At 28.0% G+C, this 19,106-nt stretch carries 17 protein-coding genes, 2 tRNA genes and 1 riboswitch; of the genes, 15 read left to right on the top strand and 4 right to left on the bottom strand.

Features of this window, described 5'->3' with window-relative positions; genetic code table 11:
• The first annotated feature begins 169 nt into the window (after positions 1 to 169).
• From QK892_RS11540 to QK892_RS11525, 4 genes are all read left to right on the top strand, one after another.
• Complete coding sequence (locus tag QK892_RS11540) at positions 170 to 2,344, top strand: Tex family protein (protein WP_317273701.1); 2,175 nt, start codon at positions 170 to 172, stop codon at positions 2,342 to 2,344.
• 51 nt (positions 2,345 to 2,395) lie between these two features.
• A riboswitch (FMN riboswitch) is annotated at positions 2,396 to 2,513 on the top strand.
• A gap of 202 nt (positions 2,514 to 2,715) precedes the next feature.
• A complete protein-coding gene (locus tag QK892_RS11535; protein WP_317273700.1) occupies positions 2,716 to 3,318 on the top strand; it encodes an ECF transporter S component in 603 nt (200 codons plus the stop codon).
• 165 nt (positions 3,319 to 3,483) lie between these two features.
• Positions 3,484 to 3,897, top strand: coding sequence for a MarR family winged helix-turn-helix transcriptional regulator (locus tag QK892_RS11530; protein ID WP_317273699.1), 414 nt, complete (start codon positions 3,484 to 3,486; stop codon positions 3,895 to 3,897).
• Positions 3,898 to 3,955: 58 nt separating this feature from the next.
• Complete coding sequence (locus QK892_RS11525) at positions 3,956 to 5,332, top strand: MATE family efflux transporter (RefSeq protein ID WP_317273698.1); 1,377 nt, start codon at positions 3,956 to 3,958, stop codon at positions 5,330 to 5,332.
• 87 nt (positions 5,333 to 5,419) lie between these two features.
• On the opposite strand, the gene rimI is transcribed toward QK892_RS11525, so the two are convergent.
• Genes rimI through tsaE form a run of 3 tightly spaced genes read right to left on the bottom strand, consistent with a single transcriptional unit; the run spans position 5,420 to position 7,030 of the window.
• Positions 5,420 to 5,872 carry a ribosomal protein S18-alanine N-acetyltransferase gene (gene rimI / locus QK892_RS11520; protein ID WP_317273697.1) on the bottom strand — a complete coding sequence of 151 codons (453 nt, stop codon included), beginning with the start codon at positions 5,870 to 5,872 and terminating at the stop codon, positions 5,420 to 5,422.
• Complete coding sequence (gene tsaB / locus QK892_RS11515) at positions 5,856 to 6,572, bottom strand: tRNA (adenosine(37)-N6)-threonylcarbamoyltransferase complex dimerization subunit type 1 TsaB (protein WP_317273696.1); 717 nt, start codon at positions 6,570 to 6,572, stop codon at positions 5,856 to 5,858. Before tsaB ends, rimI begins: the two co-directional genes overlap by 17 nt.
• Positions 6,569 to 7,030 carry a tRNA (adenosine(37)-N6)-threonylcarbamoyltransferase complex ATPase subunit type 1 TsaE gene (gene tsaE, locus QK892_RS11510; RefSeq protein ID WP_317273695.1) on the bottom strand — a complete coding sequence of 154 codons (462 nt, stop codon included), beginning with the start codon at positions 7,028 to 7,030 and terminating at the stop codon, positions 6,569 to 6,571. The genes tsaB and tsaE overlap by 4 nt, the downstream gene beginning before the upstream one ends.
• A gap of 188 nt (positions 7,031 to 7,218) precedes the next feature.
• On the opposite strand from tsaE, the gene QK892_RS11505 reads away from it, so the two are divergent.
• From QK892_RS11505 to trhA, 7 genes are all read left to right on the top strand, one after another.
• Positions 7,219 to 8,100 carry a metal ABC transporter substrate-binding protein gene (locus tag QK892_RS11505; protein WP_317273694.1) on the top strand — a complete coding sequence of 294 codons (882 nt, stop codon included), beginning with the start codon at positions 7,219 to 7,221 and terminating at the stop codon, positions 8,098 to 8,100.
• A gap of 39 nt (positions 8,101 to 8,139) precedes the next feature.
• Positions 8,140 to 8,215, top strand: a tRNA-Trp gene (locus QK892_RS11500).
• Positions 8,216 to 8,295: 80 nt separating this feature from the next.
• Positions 8,296 to 8,371 (top strand) — tRNA-Trp (locus QK892_RS11495).
• 146 nt (positions 8,372 to 8,517) lie between these two features.
• The gene (locus QK892_RS11490; RefSeq protein WP_317273693.1) at positions 8,518 to 11,748 is read left to right on the top strand and encodes a ligand-binding sensor domain-containing protein; all 3,231 of its coding nucleotides are present in this window, start codon (positions 8,518 to 8,520) and stop codon (positions 11,746 to 11,748) included.
• Between the two features lie 152 nt (positions 11,749 to 11,900).
• Positions 11,901 to 12,746: a BglG family transcription antiterminator LicT gene (gene licT, locus QK892_RS11485; RefSeq protein ID WP_317273692.1), complete on the top strand. Its 846-nt coding sequence runs from the start codon at positions 11,901 to 11,903 to the stop codon at positions 12,744 to 12,746.
• An 88-nt stretch (positions 12,747 to 12,834) separates the two neighbouring features.
• Positions 12,835 to 14,883 carry a glucose-specific PTS transporter subunit IIBC gene (ptsG, locus tag QK892_RS11480; RefSeq protein WP_317273691.1) on the top strand — a complete coding sequence of 683 codons (2,049 nt, stop codon included), beginning with the start codon at positions 12,835 to 12,837 and terminating at the stop codon, positions 14,881 to 14,883.
• A gap of 35 nt (positions 14,884 to 14,918) precedes the next feature.
• On the top strand, positions 14,919 to 15,602 hold the full coding sequence (gene trhA, locus QK892_RS11475; protein WP_317273702.1) for a PAQR family membrane homeostasis protein TrhA: 684 nt from the start codon (positions 14,919 to 14,921) through the stop codon (positions 15,600 to 15,602).
• Positions 15,603 to 15,693: 91 nt separating this feature from the next.
• Here trhA and QK892_RS11470 read toward each other — a convergent pair whose 3' ends face one another.
• The gene (locus QK892_RS11470; protein WP_317273690.1) at positions 15,694 to 16,611 is read right to left on the bottom strand and encodes a phosphatase domain-containing putative toxin; all 918 of its coding nucleotides are present in this window, start codon (positions 16,609 to 16,611) and stop codon (positions 15,694 to 15,696) included.
• Between the two features lie 216 nt (positions 16,612 to 16,827).
• On the opposite strand from QK892_RS11470, the gene QK892_RS11465 reads away from it, so the two are divergent.
• From QK892_RS11465 to QK892_RS11450, 4 genes are all read left to right on the top strand, one after another.
• A complete protein-coding gene (locus QK892_RS11465; RefSeq protein WP_317273689.1) occupies positions 16,828 to 17,010 on the top strand; it encodes an alpha/beta-type small acid-soluble spore protein in 183 nt (60 codons plus the stop codon).
• Between the two features lie 304 nt (positions 17,011 to 17,314).
• The gene (locus tag QK892_RS11460) at positions 17,315 to 17,680 is read left to right on the top strand and encodes a GntR family transcriptional regulator (protein WP_317273688.1); all 366 of its coding nucleotides are present in this window, start codon (positions 17,315 to 17,317) and stop codon (positions 17,678 to 17,680) included.
• A gap of 1 nt (position 17,681) precedes the next feature.
• Positions 17,682 to 18,380 (top strand): ABC transporter ATP-binding protein, encoded by a 699-nt coding sequence (locus QK892_RS11455; RefSeq protein ID WP_317273687.1) that lies wholly within the window; start codon positions 17,682 to 17,684, stop codon positions 18,378 to 18,380.
• Between the two features lie 18 nt (positions 18,381 to 18,398).
• Positions 18,399 to 19,097 (top strand): hypothetical protein, encoded by a 699-nt coding sequence (locus tag QK892_RS11450; protein WP_317273686.1) that lies wholly within the window; start codon positions 18,399 to 18,401, stop codon positions 19,095 to 19,097.
• Positions 19,098 to 19,106: the final 9 nt, after the last annotated feature.

Here is a 19,106-nt window from a genome sequence, read left to right as displayed (position 1 = left end):
TGATTATTTTATTTATAAATATTGAAAGTTTATTCATATCATCACCCAATTGTAAAAATTTTACAATTATAATTATATACTTAATTTTACATAATATCAAGATGGTAATATATAAAAACAAGAATTTGTATTATAATATTAATATGTAAAAAATTTTAGGAGGAAACTTATGGTTAATATAGCAGGTAGATTAGCAGAGGAGCTTAGTATAAGTTTGTCTCAAGTAAATAATGTAATTTCATTACTTGATGATGGTAATACTGTTCCATTTATTTCTAGATATAGAAAGGAACAAACAGGTGCATTAAGTGATGAGATATTAAGAAAGTTTCAAGAGAGATTAATTTATCTTAGAAATTTGAAAGAAAGAAAAGAAGATGTCTTAAGGCTTATAGATGAGCAAGGAAAATTAACAGAAGAAATACAAAAGTCTTTAGAAGTGGCTTTAACTTTAACAGAAGTTGAAGATATTTATAGACCATATAAACAAAAAAAGAGAACAAGGGCAACTATTGCATTAGAAAAGGGACTAAAACCACTTGCAGAGCTTATATTATCAGGAGATTTCCATGGGGATATAAAAAGTGAAGCAATAAAATATATAAATGAGGAAAAGGGAGTTAACAGAGAAGAAGATGCTATTAATGGTTCTTTAGATATAATAGCTGAAGAAATATCAGATGAGCCAAAATATAGAAAGTGGATAAGAAACTTAGTATCCAAAGAAGGAAAGATTGAAACAAAGGGAGAAAGTGATGAGAGTACACCTTTCGAAATGTATTATGAGTATAGTGAAGAGGTGTTTAAAATACCACCACATAGAATTCTTGCTATAAATAGAGGAGAAAAAGAAAAGATATTAAATGTTAAGATAACTGTTAGTGAAGATAAGATAATCAATTATTTAGAAAAGGAAATATTAAAAGGAAATAATATTACCGATGAATATTTGAAGATTACAATTAAGGATTCATTAAAGAGGTTAATATATCCATCTATTGAAAGAGAAATTAGAAATGAACTAACTGATAAAGGTGAAGAAGGAGCAATAAAGATATTTAAAGAAAATCTAAAGGCTTTATTAATGCAGCCACCTATAAAAGGAAAAGTAGTTATGGGATATGATCCTGGTTTTAGAACAGGATGTAAAGTAGCTGTATTAGACAGTACAGGTAGATTCTTAGAAAATACTACTGTATATCCAACGGCACCTCAAAATAAAATAAGGGAAACCAAGGAAGTATTAAAAAAATTAATAAGTAAACATAATATTGAAGTTATTTCTTTAGGAAATGGAACGGCATCAAGAGAATCGGAAGAGGTAATATCAGAAGTAATTTCAGAGATTAAAAAAGAAAATGGAAGAGAAGTATCTTATGTTATAGTATCTGAAGCAGGAGCATCAGTATATTCTGCATCTGAACTTGCAACTAAGGAATATCCAGATTTAGATGTTACAGTTAGAGGGGCTATATCAATAGGTAGAAGATTACAAGATCCTATGGCTGAGTTAGTAAAAATAGATCCAAAAGCTTTAGGGGTTGGTCAATATCAACATGATGTAACTCCGAAAAGATTAGATGAATCTCTAACTGGTGTAGTTGAAGATTCCGTAAATAAAGTCGGTGTAGACCTAAATACAGCAACACCTTCATTACTTACATATATAGCAGGAATAAATACAAGTATTGCTAATAATATAGTTCTTTATAGGAATGAAGTTGGTGGATTCAAAAGTAGAAAGGAACTATTAAAGGTTAAGAGGCTTGGGCAAAAAGCTTATGAACAATGTGCGGGATTTTTAAGAGTTATGGAAAGTGAAGAGCCACTAGATAATACTTCTGTACATCCAGAGTCATATGAAGTAGCTAGAAACTTAATAGCTTTACTTGGATATAATGATTATGATTTGAAAGAAAACAATCTTAAGGATATAGATGAAAGAGTAAAAGAAAAAGGAATAAAAAATATATCTAAAGATTTAGAAATTGGAGAGCTTACTTTAGAAGATATTATAAAAGAACTTAAAAAGCCAGGAAGAGATATAAGAGATGAACTTCCAAAACCTATTTTAAAAACTGGAGTTATAGATTTGAAGGATTTAAGCGAAGGTATGGTACTTATGGGAACTGTAAGAAATGTATCAGACTTCGGTGCCTTTGTAGATATAGGTGTACACCAAGATGGATTAGTTCATAAAAGTCAGATGGCAGATAGATTTGTAAAGCATCCATTAGATATAGTTAAGGTAGGAGATATTGTAAAAGTAAAGATTCTTGAAGTAGATAGTAAGAGAAATAGAATATCTTTATCTATGAAAGGAATAAAAGATGAAGATTGTTAAAAATATTACTTGTCAAAAATTAAAAACAGGAATATAATGATATTGTAAATAAATTATCTTCAGGGCGGGGCGAAATTCCCCACCGGCGGTATAGCCCGCGAGCTAAATTTTAGCATGATTCGGTGAAACTCCGAGGCCGACAGTACAGTCTGGATGAAAGAAGGTAAGGCGTTAGATATTGCTTGTTATGTATATTAATTAGCAAATCTTATTTCTTATGATTTCATACCCTGATGTAATTTTACATCAGGGTTTTTTATTTATTATGTAATATGTGAAATTTATAAGATTATAAGAGGAAATTGTTAAATTAATATCATTATTAAGCAACTAACCCATGCCCCAGAGGATATCTTTTGGGAGGAGATAAAATGAATAATCAACAAAACAAAAACCTAAACAAATTTATTAAAATTTCACTTTTAGGTGCCATAGCTGTGGTACTTATGTATTTCGACTTTCCGATACCATTTTTACCATTTCCATGGTTAAAAATTGATTTAAGTGATATTCCGGCACTTATGGGAGCTTTTGCTTTTGGCCCAATGGCAGGTGTTGTAATTGAATTATTAAAGAATTTATTAATTTTAATAGTCAAAGGTACTGGAACAGGTTTTGTTGGAGAGATGGCCAACTTTATAATAGGAGTTTCTCTCGTTGCTCCAGCTGCATGGGTTTATCATAGAAATAAGAGCAAGAAAACAGCTATACTTGGAATGATGTTAGGAACTATATGTATTGAAATTGTAGGAATTATAGCAAATGTGTACTTTTTACTACCAGCATATGGAATGAAAATGGCTCCAAGTGAAACACTTCAATATGTAACTATAGGTTTACTACCGTTTAATGGATTGAAGGCTATAATGGTATGTTCAATAACTTATGTACTATATAGAAAAGTATCACAAGCGATTTTTAAAGTAGATTCAAAATTAGATAATAGAGTAAAAGAGAACTTAAGTTCAATTTAATATAGAAAAGTTAAATTTTAAAGATAGGAGTAAGATTCCTATCTTTTTTATTATTTAATATTGAAAGTTGTTATTGAATATAATATAATGATATAGTTGCAAATGCAACTATATCATTATATTATAAATTAAAATCTATAATATTACTTTGCTTAGGAGATAACTATGGAAGAGATGAAATATGAAAATATTGCTAAATATATATCTGAAATTCAAAGAATGGGGAATATATTTTTTTTAAAAGAACTATCTCATCTAGGTTTAGGATATGGTCAATTTAATTTCTTAATGGAGCTCTATAGAAAAGATGGAGTAAGACAAGAGGATTTATCTTTAAATTTGAAGATAGATAAAGGAACAACAGCTAGGGCAGTTAAGAAATTGGAGATAGAAGGGTTTATAACAAGAGTCAATGACGATAAGGATAAAAGAGCTTACAGGTTATTTTTAACAGATAAAGGTCTTAAACATAAAAAAGAAATATGTAATGTTGCAAAAAGTTGGGAAGAGAATCTAACTAAAAACTTAACTTTTGAAGAAAAAGAAATAATTTTGAATTTGTTAAAAAAGTGCATCTAGATTATAGAAAATAACCTAGATTACTAACAGAGGAATAAAATAATAAGGAGGAGATTTAATGAGTACACAAGAAATGCTTGCAAATGAAAAAATAAGTAAATTATTATTAAAATATTCAGTACCGGCCATAATTGGTATGGTAGTTAATGCTTTATATAATGTAGTAGATAGAGTTTTTATAGGTAATATACCTGGAGTAGGTTCATTAGCTATTACAGGAGTAGGTGTAACAATGCCTATAACAACTATTATTCTAGGATTTTGTTTACTAGTGGGAGCTGGTGCAACTACAACTATTTCTATAAAACTAGGACAAGGAAAAAAAGAAGAAGCAGAAAAAGTAATAGGAAATGCTATAACTTTATCTATAATAATTGCAGTAATTTTAACTATAATAGGAATAGTTTTTGGAGAGTTTATTTTAACTAAATTTGGTGCAAGTGAGAGCACTTTATATTATGCAAAGTCATATATATACATAATACTATTAGGAACAGTATTTAATATGGTAGCATTTACTTTCAATAACACCATAAGAGGTGATGGAAATCCAAAGCTTGCAGCAACAATAATGGTAATTGGATGTTTAACTAATATAGTATTAGATGCGTTACTAATTTTCGGATTTAATATGGGAATTCAAGGAGCCGCTATTGCAACTGTAATTTCACAACTAATAACAGCTTTAATAGGTATTAGATATTATGTAAGTGGAAAATCAAATTTAAGATTTATAAAATCAAACTTAAAGTTAAATAAAAATATAGTTATAAAAATATTAGCAATAGGGGCATCACCATTTGCTATGCAAATTGCAGCAAGTTTAGTTCAAGTAATTTCTAATAATGTACTTAGAACTTATGGAACAGATATTGCAATAGGAGCAATGGCTACAATATCCTCTGTTAGCCTTATGTGTTTAATGCCTATTTTTGGGATAAACCAAGGGGCTCAACCTATAATCGGATTTAATTATGGTGCAAAACAAGAGAGTAGAGCACAGGAAGCGTATAAATTATCGCTTTTGGTGGCAACTATTATATTAGTAATAGCTTTCATATTAGTTCAAATTTCGCCAGAAGCTATAATAGGAATATTTAATAAAGATCCTAAATTCATGGATATTTCAGTTAAGGGATTAAGGATATATCTAATGATGTTACCTATAGTTGGAATTTCAATTACAGGTACAAATTATATTCAATCAATTGGGGACGCAAAAACTGCAATGTTATTAAGTTTATTAAGACAAGTGATATTATTAATTCCATTAATAGTAATCTTACCAAGAGTATTTGGATTAGGGTTAGATGGAGTTTGGATAGCACAACCATTAAGTGATTTACTAGCAACAGTTATAACAGGTATAATAGTACTTAAACATATGAAAAAGAAAGAAAAATATGAAGATATATTACTAGGAGAAGTAAATTAAGGAGCTGCTTAGGCAGCCCCTTTTTATTATATTATTAAATTTTAATATAATTTTTTATAGAGTTATATACTTGTATTTGAAAAAAAGTTATTCAAATATTATTTTGCTCATTAATATTGCATTTTCTTTATTATCTTCATAATAACCTTTTCTAATACCATCTACAGTAAAACCAAATTTTTTATAAAGGTTCTGAGCTGAGTAGTTAGATTCTCTAACTTCTAAATTTATTAAAGTACAATTTAAATCAGAACATAGATTTATTAATGAGGATAATAATTTACTTCCAATTCCCATGCCTCTATAATCTGGATGAACAGCTATATTAGTTATACTTCCTTCGCCTACTACTATCCAAATACCGACAAATCCAACTACTAAGTTTTCATCTTCATCTTTTGCAACTATATATTTTGCTAAAGGATTATTGATTTCATTATTAATTGATTCTATGCTCCAAGGAGTTGAAAATGAGGATTTAGATATATCATACACCTCGTTAACATCACTTGAAGTCATCAAATTATATGTTATTCTCATTTTTTAATGCTAACCTTTTTTCTAATTCTCTTTGAGCCTGAGGTTTTTTCAGGTAAAATGGAGATGAATTTAAGTCATCCTGTTCGTTATTTAATAGCATTTTTATTCCTAACTCTCCTAAAGAAGATGCTCTTATAATACTAAGATGATTTGGAGCAAAGATAGAATTTGGTAAATGTTCTAATAAATAATCTTTATGTTTATTTACTGCATCACCAGTAAATATAACCTTTTCTCCCTTTTCTTTTAACAATTCAATTAATTCGTCTAGTTCTAGAGCCGAATAATCTGTTAGTTTTTCTAAATTACCATCATTTCCTTTATAAAGGCAAGTATACACACTACTTCTTAATGCATCCATAATAGGACAAATAATGCCATCGAAGTTTATATTAGAGTATGCAAGGGCATCTAAGCTAGAAATACTTATATAAGGTTTATTTGCACCGAAGCTTAATCCTTTAATGGTAGCCATTCCTATTCTTAACCCTGTAAAGGAACCAGGGCCTTTTGAAACTACAAATCCGTCTACATCATCTATATCTAAGTCTGAATCTTTTAATAGCTTATCAGCCATATCCATAATCAAAGTAGAATGCTCTAATTTATTATTAATAGTATATTCTGCGATTAAATTATTCTCATCTAAAAGAGCAGCGGTAGCAACTTTTGATGCTGAATCTATACTTAAAACTATCATAAACTTAACTCCTTTATATAATTATATTTATCGCCATAAGGAGTTATAGTAATTTTTCTAAAATTTTCTCCTTTAGATAAATCTTTTTCAATTAATATATGTAAATATTCGCTAGGCAATATATCTTCTATGTAATTAGCCCATTCTATTACAGATACTCCATTTGAAAATATATAATCATCAAAACCTATGGCATAAATCTCATCAGGATCGCTAACCCTATATACATCGAAGTGATATAATTTTAGTCTTCCAGAATCATATTCATTAACTATTGTAAATGTTGGACTAGTTATATGATCATCTATATCTAGACCTTTAGCAATACCTTTAGTAATATGTGTTTTTCCAGTTCCTAAATCGCCAGTTAAACAAACTATATCGCCGGAATTTAACAACTTCCCGATAGCAAATCCAAGATTTGTTGTTTCTTCTATATCTTTAACATAAAAATGCATATGAAAACTCCTTTCTAAAGAATTTATATTAATATATATTCTATCTAAAATAAAGTGAAAAAGAAAGGTTAAAATATATATAGATCATTTAAGTTATAAATAATATGTAAAAGATTTGTAATTCTTTTTTTATCGTGATAGTATAAAATAATATAGTAGAATATTTTTATTCCTTGGAGGAAATTATTATGAAGAAGTTGACATATACGTTAGTCATTTTTACTTCTATACTATTTTTTGGATTAACATTTTCTTATAATCCTTTTATGGCAAATCCAACAGATGAACTAGATGAAAAAAAGGACACTTATTTAAATATATTAACAGTAAATAAAGAAATATATGATATGGTCAAGAATTTAGTAGGAGATAAGCATAATGTAGAGTATTTATTTAATAGTGAAAAGGAAATGAAAGAATTTGAAATAAATGAAAATGTTATAAATAATGTTTTAAATATGGATCTATTTATATACAATGGATTAGGATATGAAGAGTGGATAGATGAAATACTAGAGAACTCAAAAAATTCTGATGTAGGAGTTATTAATGCTAGTAGAGGAATAAGGCCCATTACTCAATCTTTATCAAAGGAAAATGAAGAAAATCCGTATTATTTAGTTGGATTTAATGAATATAAGATAGCATTATATAATATAAAGATTGCATTACAAGAAAGAGATATTGAAAATAGAAGTTATTACGAAGATAATTATAATAGTATTACTCAAGGATTAGACGAATTCTTAAGTGAATCAAAAGAAGAATTAAATAAGTACAAGGGTTATTCTATATTTACTAATACAGATAAATTTGATTATTTATTTAGAGAACTTGAAATACAGGTAAATAAAGTTAAAGATATCAAAGAAGAAATAAAAGAAGATGAATTTAAAAATATTATTTTTATTTATGATAAAGAGAATGAAGATTTAAGCAAATTGAAGAGTGAAATTAAAAAGGAATATACTTTTGTGGGGCTAAACTCTGAAGTTGATGGCAATGTATTAACTAAAAATCTTAGTGATATTATTAAAGTAATAAAAAATTATAATAATATTAGTAGTTGATTTTTGAATATACATAAGATATAATAGTTATTGTTGCAAAGGGGTATAGCTCAATTGGTAGAGTAGCGGTCTCCAAAACCGTTGGTTGTGGGTTCGATTCCTACTGCCCCTGCCAGTCAGTAATTTTAAATTGCTGACTTTTTTATTTTTTTATTGACAAGAATTAAATTGTCATGATAGAATAGTCTCTGTCGAAGGGGTATAGCTCAATTGGTAGAGTAGCGGTCTCCAAAACCGTTGGTTGTGGGTTCGATTCCTACTGCCCCTGCCAAATCAAGAAAAAGGCTAAAAATTATGTTTTTAGCCTTTTTCTTTTTAGTTTTTTTTGTAAGAAATGTTTATTTTATATAAAAATTTCTTCTTATAGTATATAATATTTACTATAGATTAATCGTTGTTTTATGGAGAATAGGTTATATGAGAAAAAAGGTAAAGAGAATAATGAGTATTTCAATACTTGCTATATGTATTTTTAATAATTTATGTTTAAGAACTAGTGCATTAAGCAATGATGAAAATAATATCACATTTAGAAGAATAACTGTAGAAGATGGATTATCTCAAACTACAGTCCAATATATATTTCAAGATAGTAAGGGATATATGTGGATAGCTACAATAGATGGTTTAAATAGGTACAATGGGCATGATTTTAAAGTATATAAATATAGTGATAGAAATGAAGATAGCATAAGCATGAATTATATTTCAGCTGTAAATGAAGATGAGGATGGCAACATTTGGGTTGGGACATCTAGTGGTTTAAACAAAATAGATAGCGAAACAGAGGAGATAACGACTTATTTGTCAGGGGTCTATGGGTGTAAGTTATCTAATGATAACATAACAGAAATATTAATAGATTCAAACAAAGATATATATATAGCAACTACAGATGGATTAAACCTATATGATAAAAGAAATGATAATTTTATAAGGATTTATGGAGAGAGTGATGATAATAATAATTTAACTAGCCAAGATATTTATTCTATAGATGAAGATTTATACGGGGATTTATGGATAGGAACCAAAGAGGGTTTGAATAAAGTCAACAGAAAGACAAATGAAATCACTAACTACTATGCTAATGGATTAAGTAATTCTATATCAGAAAATTTTATATTTAAGATATACGCTGATGATAGCAATAATTTATGGATAGGTACTTATGATAGTGGTTTGGATAAGTTGGATATAGAAACAAATAAGATAGAACATTATAAACACGATCCAAGTGATGATAATTCTATTTCTGGAAATTCTATAAGATACATATTAAAAGACAGTAACAATAAAGTTTGGGTGGCAACTAATAATGGATTAAGTATGTTAGAGGAAGAAAATAATGGATTTATAAATTATAGATCTAAAATATATGATCCTCAGAGCTTGGTTAGTGATGATATCTTAAGTTTAGTTGAAGATAATTCTGGAGCTATTTGGATTGGAACTTACGATGGAATAAGTATTTTCAATGGTAAAAATTCTTTCATAAATTATAAAAGAGATTATTTTAATAGTAATTCTCTAAGTAGCAATATGGTTGCTGGAATACATAAAGATGATGAAGGACTTATTTGGGTTGGGACCGTTCAGGATGGAATAAATGTTATAGATAGAGAAAATAACAGTATAAATAAATATAAAGCATCAAGTAATGAAAATTCACTTAGTAATAATAATATAAGAGATATAACAGGTATTGATGATGAGATTTGGATAGCTACTGAAAATGGATTAACAAAGTATGATAAGAAAACTAAAAAGTTCACAAAATATTTTCATGAAGGTGAGAATTCATTAATATCAAATGATGTAAGAAGTTTGTATATAGATAAAGATGGGGATCTTTGGATAACAACAGATGATGGGGTATGCATATTCGATAGAAAAAGTAATTTTAAATCTTATAAGCAGTTATTTTTAGATAATGAAATATCTGAAAAAGTGTTTTCAGGAATAACTCAAGATAAGGATGGAGAAATATGGATTGGATCTTCTTTAAATGGAGGATTAATTAGAATAAATAAGGATACCGAAATAATTAAGGCATACAGAAATGAATCAAATAACGAAAAAAGTATAAGTTTTAATGTAGTAAAAACTATTGCAGTAGATGATAATAATACAGTTTGGGTTGGAACTCAATATGGATTAAATAAATTTAATAGAGAAGATGAAACATTCACAAGATATGATGAAAGTGATGGATTGACTAATAATTTTATTTATGGAATTTTAGTAGATGATGAAAATAATTTATGGATAAGTACAAATTATGGGATATCCAAATATGACGTAAAACTTGATAAATTTATTAATTATGATGACACAGATGGGCTACAAGGAAATGAATTTAATGGTTATTCATTTCATAAGGCAAATGATGGTGAGATGTTTTTTGGTGGTACAAATGGAATTACTACATTTTATCCACAAAATTTAGAAGAAAAAAATTTTTTACCTAAAGTAGTTATAGGAAGTGCATATACAAATCAAGATGAGCTTTTAGATAAAGAAAAGATAAAATTAAGTTATAAGAATAATAACATCTATTTTGATTTCTTTTTGCCTGATTATGCAAATGTAAAGAGGATACAGTATGCTCATAAATTGGTTGGGCTTGATAAAGAGTGGATATTATCTGATAATAGAAATTATGTTAATTATACAAATCTAGATGCTGGAGATTATATTTTTATGGTAAGTGCAAGAAACTCTACAGGAGATTGGAGTGAGCCAACGAGTATAGAATTTACAGTAGAAGTAAAACCATGGAAAAGTCCTATTGCATATATGACTTACTTACTGCTTGCATTTGTTATAGTATATATAACTTGGAATAGGGTTAAAATACTAGATACTTTAGTGGAGCAACGAACTAATGAATTAAATAAAAAACTTAATGAGAATGAAGAACTTTATAATAAGTTGATTAAAAATGAAAAGTATAAAAATAATTATTTTATTAATTTATCTCATGAACTTAGAACACCTTTAAATGTTATTATCTCAGTAGAGCAACTTGTAACTAAATTAAATGGGGATAAAAAAAATATTAGTAGGGACAAATTAAATTACTACATGGACACAGTAAAAAGAAACTCAGATAGGTTACTTAAATTAATTAATAATATAATCGATACATCTAAAATTGAAGCTGGATCATATAGATTAGATATTAAGGAACATAACATAGTTTATTTAGTAGAGGATGTAGTCTTATCTATGAAGGATTATATTGAATCAAAAGGAATTGAATTAATTATAGATCCTGAAATGGAAGAAAAGATAATAGAATGCGATGAAGGTGAAATAGAGAAATGTATAGTTAATCTTGTTGGCAATGCTGTAAAATTTACTGAAGCTGGAGGAAGGATAGAGGTAAGAATAAGAGATTTCGGGAACTCAGTAAAAATATCAGTAAAAGACACAGGAGTTGGGATAGATAGAAAATATCATAAGGCGATATTTGATAGATTCGGGCAAGCGTATAATAATATATCTGAAGAATTTGGTGGAAGTGGGCTAGGACTAACGTTAACAAAGCAATTAGTAACTTTACATAAAGGCAAGATTTATGTTGAAAGTGAAGTTGATAAAGGTAGTGAGTTTATAATTATTTTACCTACAAAACAGAGATAATCTATTAATATTGACAGTAGTTATTTACAATGATAAGATATATTTATTAAGTATGTGGATTGTTACTGGAATACAGGCAATACCTAAATTGGAGTGTTATAATATACTCTAATTTAGGTATTTTATTTTCCAAGGTTAAGGAGAATGTTAAGATGATTGTTGAAAAAATATTGAACAATAATGTTGTTGTATCAATAGATCCTAATACTAAAAAAGAAGTCATTATTATGGGGTCCGGAATTGCATTTAAAAGAAAGGTTGGTCAAGAAATTGAAGAAGATAAGATAGAAAAAATATTTGTTGTAGATGATAAGAGAATGGGAAATAAATTAAAGAAGCTAATAAATCAAATCCCAGATGGGATATTTGAGTTAGCACATGAAATAATTTCTTACTCTGTTAAAAAGTTAAATAGAAAATTAGATAAACAAATATATATATCTTTAGCTGATCATATAGCCTTTGCTATAAAAAGATACAAAAACAATGTACAAATTAAAAATGACCTATTAGACGAAATAAGAAGAATTCATAAAGAAGAATTCTCAGTAGCCTTATGGGCAGTAGATTATATTAATAAGAGATTAAATATTAATTTACCAGAAGATGAAGCAGCATTCATAGCTTTACATTTAGTTAATGCAAGTTATCAAGAAACTTCAAAGGAATCGGTTACTGCAACTAATATAATAAAAGGTGTTTTAAACATTATCAGATATTATTACTCAGTTGAATTTGATGAGGATGATTTAAATTATGATAGGTTATTAACACATTTGAAATATTTTGCAAAAAGAGTAGTGACAAATAATCAAAACAAGGATAATAGTGGAGAGTTTTTAAATATAGCCCAAAAAAGTTACCCTGAGGCATATGATTGTGCTCAAAAAGTTAAATCATATGTAGAAGCTAACTATGATTATAATGTTACTGACGATGAAATAGTTTATTTAACTATGCATATACATAGAGTTATTTCTGTTTTAAGAAGTAAATAAAATAAAATAAAATTGATATTTATAGGATTTTGTGGACTTAAGTAGTGTTTAGCTTAAGTCCTTATTTGAATTAAATTGGGAGGAAACAATGGATATTGGTATGTTATTCAAAAAGTCCTTTGGAGTCTTGCAGAGGATAGGGAAATCCTTAACTTTACCTATAGCATTATTGCCAGTAGCAGGATTATTAATGGGAATAGGAACTTTATTTGAAAATCAAGATTTCTTAAATATATTTCCTATATTAGCAGGAGATAATTTTCAAATGATAGCTGATATAATGTCTTCATCAGGAAACATTATATTTACTAATTTGCCTTTGATATTTGCTGTAGGAGTAGCAATTGGGATGACATCAGGAGATGGAGTTGCAGCATTAGCTGCAATAGTAGGTTTCTTAATAATGAATATAACTACAGGTATAGTTGCTAGAATAGATATAACACAAGTAGAAACAAATCCAATGTACACAACTATACTAGGAATACCTACTTTACCTACTGGTGTTTTTGGGGGAATTATTATTGGGATAATTTCGGCAATAATATATGAAAAATTTTATGATATAAAATTGCCAGAATTTTTAGGTTTCTTTTCTGGAAAGAGATTTGTACCAATCGTAGCAGCATTCTCAGGAGTTATATTAGGAACTATTATGGCTATTATTTGGCCACCTATTCAAAACTTTTTCTTAGAGTTCTCTAGAAGTATTATAAGTACTAATGAAACTATTTCAGCCTTTATTTTTGGTGTTATAGAAAGAGCATTAATACCATTTGGATTACATCATATTTGGTATACTCCTTTTTGGTATCAATTCGGAGAATATATAAATTCAGCAGGTCAATTAATAGTGGGAGATCAATCTATATTTTTTGCACAACTTAAAGATGGAGTAGAGTTTACAGCTGGTACGTTTATGACTGGGAAATATCCATTTATGATGTTTGGAATTCCAGCTGCAGCTCTTGCTATGTACCATGAAGCTGATAAAGGAAAGAAAAAGTTAGTTGCAGGAATCTTATTTTCTGGAGCATTAACATCATTCTTAACTGGAATCACTGAACCTATTGAATTTTTATTTCTCTTCGTAGCACCAGTTTTATTTGCAATTCATTGTATATTTGCTGGGTTATCATTTATGATAATGCAAATGCTAAATGTTAAAATAGGACTAACTTTTTCTGGTGGGCTTATAGATTTTATATTATTTGGTGTTATACCAAATAGGACTAATTGGTTCTGGGTTATTATAGTAGGTGGTATATTTGCTGTAATATATTATTTTGGCTTTAGATTTATAATAAGAAAGTTGGATTTAAAAACTCCAGGAAGAGAAGATGATGAAAATAATGTAAGAATAGATATATCTAATGAAAATACTCCTTATGAAATATTAGATGCCTTCGGTGGTGCTAAAAATATAAAATATTTAGATTCATGTATAACTAGGCTAAGAGTGACAGTTAATAAGTTATCATCAGTAAATAGAGATAAGTTGAAGGCTTTAGGCGCCGCAGATTTAATGATTATAGGAAATAATATTCAAGCCATTTTTGGACCTCAATCTGATATTATTAAAGAACAGATAAAGGATATTATGAGTGGGAAAGAAATAGTAGTAAAGAAGAAAAATAAAGTAGAAGAAATGAAAAGTGGTATAAAAACAGAGTCATTAATAAAAATTCCTCTTTCAGGAAGGCTTTTAAGACTCGAAGAAGTTCCAGATGAAATATTCTCTATGAAATTAATTGGAGATGGATTCGCAATAAATCCTAGTAGCAATATTCTAAGATCACCAGTAAAAGGGATGATAATCACATTAGCAAAAGAAAAACACTCAATAACAATTAGAACTTTAGATGGATATGATATACTAATACATATAGGAATAGATAGTTTAAAGTTAAGAGGAGAGGGGTTTAAAGCTTTTGTAGAAGAGGGAGATATTGTTAATGAGGACGATATATTAATAGAATTTCCATTAGAACTAATTAGAGAAAAGGCAAAGTCTCCTATAACTCCAATTATCTTTAAAGGATTAGAAAATGATAGGTTTATATATTTTGAAAACGATAAGGAGGTTGAAAGTGGAGAAGAGGGTGTAGTACAAATACATAGACTACAAAAAGAATAATATTATGGGAATTGAGATATAATTATTAAAGAAAAATTATTGGGAGGTGCTTTGGTATTAAAAAAGAAGAAGTAGTATATAATTTTTATACTAAAGGAGAAGAAATAGCAAATGCTGTGACTCATGGGGTAGGAGCTATACTATCAATTGTAGGAAGTATATTTTTAGTAGTGGAATCACTAAAAACTTCTAATAATTATGCAATTACTGGAGTATGGATTTATTGTATATCACTAATAACACTTTATCTAGGCTCTACTTTATATCATAGTATACCTGGTAGATTAATAAAGAAAATACTTAGAATTTTAGATCATTCATCAATATATTTATTGATAACTGGAACATATACACCAATTATATTGATTTTGATGAATAGTGATAAGAAGTCTTTGTATATACTTATTGCACTATGGATTATAGCAATTCTTGGTATATTATTTAAAGTGTTTTGGGTCGATAGGTTTGGAGCTCTATCAACTATTTTATATATACTTATGGGATGGACTATTGTAATAAATATAAAGGCAGTACTAATTTTAGTACCCTCCAATATTCTAATGCTTATAGTCTTAGGCGGTATTGTTTATACAGTGGGGTGTATATTTTATGCAATGGATAAAATGCCATATAATCATTTCATTTGGCATTTATTCGTTATGTCAGGTAGTGCTTTACACTATGTTGCTATTTATTTAGGAATACTATATATAAGTTAGTCAATACATTCAGTTTTGAAATGCACCTATTAATTTTACAATGACTTGGAGCAGAGCTGCGGGGTAAGTGAAATTATATAGGTGCACTTTTTTAATTCGAATTTTCTACAGAGTCTTTTTCAGGTAAAGGGGCACTTTCAATAAAATAATCTGTAATATTTTTTAACCAGCTAGAGTAGTTAGTCTCAAAATTTGTATTTTTATTTTCTAATGTATAGTTATAGAAGTACTCCAAAAATGTTGCTCTTGCAGTATTATCAGTAAGTACAATCCCTCCAACTGTGATTTGATCATTAAGTATAGTTGATAAAGATAAATTTCTTTCGTTTTTCATCATTTGATACATGGCCATAAACATAGTAGTTCTTCCATCTCCAGCATCACAGTGAAATAGTAAATGTATATCATCATCAATATTTTTTATAAAAGAAATAAAATCATCTACAGTTTCTGGTGTTGGGATAGAGTTATCTTTAACTGCAAATCTTTTATATCCCAAACTATTATTGTTGCAGAGTGTATGTTCATTTAAAATTATAGAAGCTTTTATAGACTCTAAATATTCTCCTGTAACTTTAAAAATAGGTATATTTTCATTTAATGGCAGCTCAGAAAGGACTACTTCTTCAGAGTTTTCTGTTTCAGAAGAATTTAAGTTGTTATTAATTATTTGATAGAAACTATAATATCTTATGGGGCTATCATCAAAAAATCCATGAGATTCCTGTCTTAGGTCTATTATAGTTATTTTAGGATCATTTATTGCAACTTTTATATTATCTATTTGACTAGGTCTAAATTGTGCAGTGCCAGAAATATTTAAATCTTCTATTATTCTAAATCTTGGTGGTAACTTATAATTTTTTTTAGAATCTAATATTAGAAACTTATCTGACATAAAGGGAAGATTAGTTGGAAAATCTACACTAGCCTTTGTTACTATTAAGAAATTAGAAGAAAATAAAGTTACAAGTAAAGTAAATATAGAAACTTTTATCTTAGATTTCATATTAAAACCTCCTTATAGTAGTATTTTGTTCACTATTAATTTAAATATCCTTTTATAAAAATAAAAAGAAAAAACATTCTAGCTTATCCATTAATTGCTAGGAATATAAAAGCTAGCTCGGGTTAATATAATAGTGTAAACATTAAACTTTCAAATGTGAGGGAGTTCCATTTAAAAGTTAGTTTACAAAACCAACAGCCAAAGGAGGAATTACAAATGGCAAAAACATTAGTTCCAGAAGCAAGAAAGGGATTAAGTACATTTAAAAATGAAGTTGCAGGAGAATTAGGAGTTCCATTTACTGATTACAATGGAAACCTAACTTCAAAACAATGTGGTTCCGTTGGTGGCGAAATGGTAAAAAGAATGGTAGAACAATACGAACATTCAATAAAATAGCCACAGGAACAAAGAACACAAGGTTTTAATAACAGGATGGATATACCGCCAAAGAATATCGTAGTTGTACCGTTCTAAAAAAGGGAGAAGCCTTTATTAAAATAAAAATTTAATTTTTATTTTAATAGGCTTCTTTCTTTTATTAAAATAAATTGGTATCTTAGCAAACAAAAGAGATTTAAAGCATATAGAATATAAATCTATATAACGACTAATTACAAAGATATATGAAGATAGCAAGTATACATGTACTAGTGTACTATGTAATTAACACACTAGTACTGTATAGAAAGGAGATAAATTTATGGTGTTTGAATTAAATTCAAAAGAACCTATATATCTTCAAATAATTGCTTTTATGAAAAAGAAAATAGTTTCTGGGGAATTAAAAGGAGGCGAAAGAGTGTTGTCAGTTAGAGAGTATGCAAATGAAATTAAAGTTAATCCTAACACAATACAAAAGGTTTATAATGAGCTAGAAAACCAAGGACTAATTTATACACAAAGAGGTATAGGAAAATTTGTAACTGAGGATAATGAAAAGATTAAGTCTTTAAGGAAAGAATTATTTAATGAAACTATAGATAAATTTATAGAAGATTCGAAAGCATTAGGCTTTACTAAGGAGAATATATTAGCAATTATATCAGAGAGATATAAGGAGGATTAAAGTGGAAAATTTATTAGAGGTTAATAATATAAGTAAAAGGATAAATGGAAGAGAAATATTAAAGGATATAAGCTTTAATTTAGAAAAGGGAAAGGTTCTAGGAATAATGGGACCAAACGGGCAAGGTAAAACAACATTATTAAACACTATTCAAGGTTTTCTTAAGGCTGATAATGGTGAAATTAAGATAGATGGAAATGAATTAGGATTTGATACTAAAAAAGATATAGCTTTTTTACAGGATACAAATATTTTTAATAAGTCTATGAGAATAAAGGATGCTATTAATTTGTATAGTGATTTTTTCAATGACTTTAGTAAGGAAAAGATGGATTACTACTTAAACTTTATGAATTTAGATAAATCTTTAAGAATAAGAGAGTTGTCTAAGGGAATGATGGAGAAGTTTAATTTATCATTGACCTTAAGTAGAGATACTAAACTTTATATGTTAGATGAACCAATATCAGGAGTAGATCCTGTTTCAAGAGAAAAAATACTAGATGCAATTCTAGATAAATTATCTGAAGATAGTTCTATGATAATAACTACTCATTATATAGGAGAACTTGAAAGAATTTTTGATGAAGTAATATTCTTAGGTGAGGGAATGGTAATAGAACAGGGAGATGCTGAAGAGCTTAGAGCTAAATATAAAGGTTCTATTGATGAGATTTATAGAAAAATCTTCGCAGAATAATAAGGAATGAGGTTTAATATGAGAAATATAATAAATTTATTAAAATATAACTTTGGTAAATATCATACAAGAAAAAGCTTAATATTATATATAGTTGGGTTAGTCATTTTGCTTTTTAATTCTATTGGTATTATTACTAAAGTACCAATAATTAGCCAAATTATGTCATTTGTAAATGTAGGCTTTATTGTTACTTTTTTATCCATTAACTTCATATGGTCTATTTTTAAATTTCAATCACAGATATCTAAGGAAAAGGGGAAATTATTATTTACCTTTCCTGTAAAATCTTCTGAATTTATAATAGCTAAAATTATGGAGTTCATTATACTTCAAGGGATAATAGTTTTTGTTGCATCTCTATCCTCTTTATTTACAAAGGGTGATTTCATGAATTTAACTAATATATCATCTATAGCAGTAATGTTTGGTACAACAGTTGCTTATATTATTATTATATCTTATACAATAATATGTTCATCATATATAAACAATAAAGCGTTACGTATATTTGCGATAATAATAGGTGGAGGAACAATTCAATTAATTGTTCAAGGCATTATTAAAATAGTAACATGGTTTTTACCATATATTTATATGGAAGTGGGTAGTTTTATTGAAATTGATGTAATATCATTACTTTTAAATTTTGCTTGGATTGCTTTTATCACTTGGTTAGCCATTGATTATTTAGACAAAAAATTAGATATTATCTAGGGGGAAATA

It is taken from the genome of Clostridium lamae, assembly GCF_033043255.1.
GTDB classification, from domain to species: Bacteria; Bacillota; Clostridia; order Clostridiales; family Clostridiaceae; genus Clostridium; species Clostridium lamae.
The sequence above is the reverse complement of the archived record's forward strand: the minus strand, read 5'-3'. Positions and strand labels throughout refer to the sequence as shown.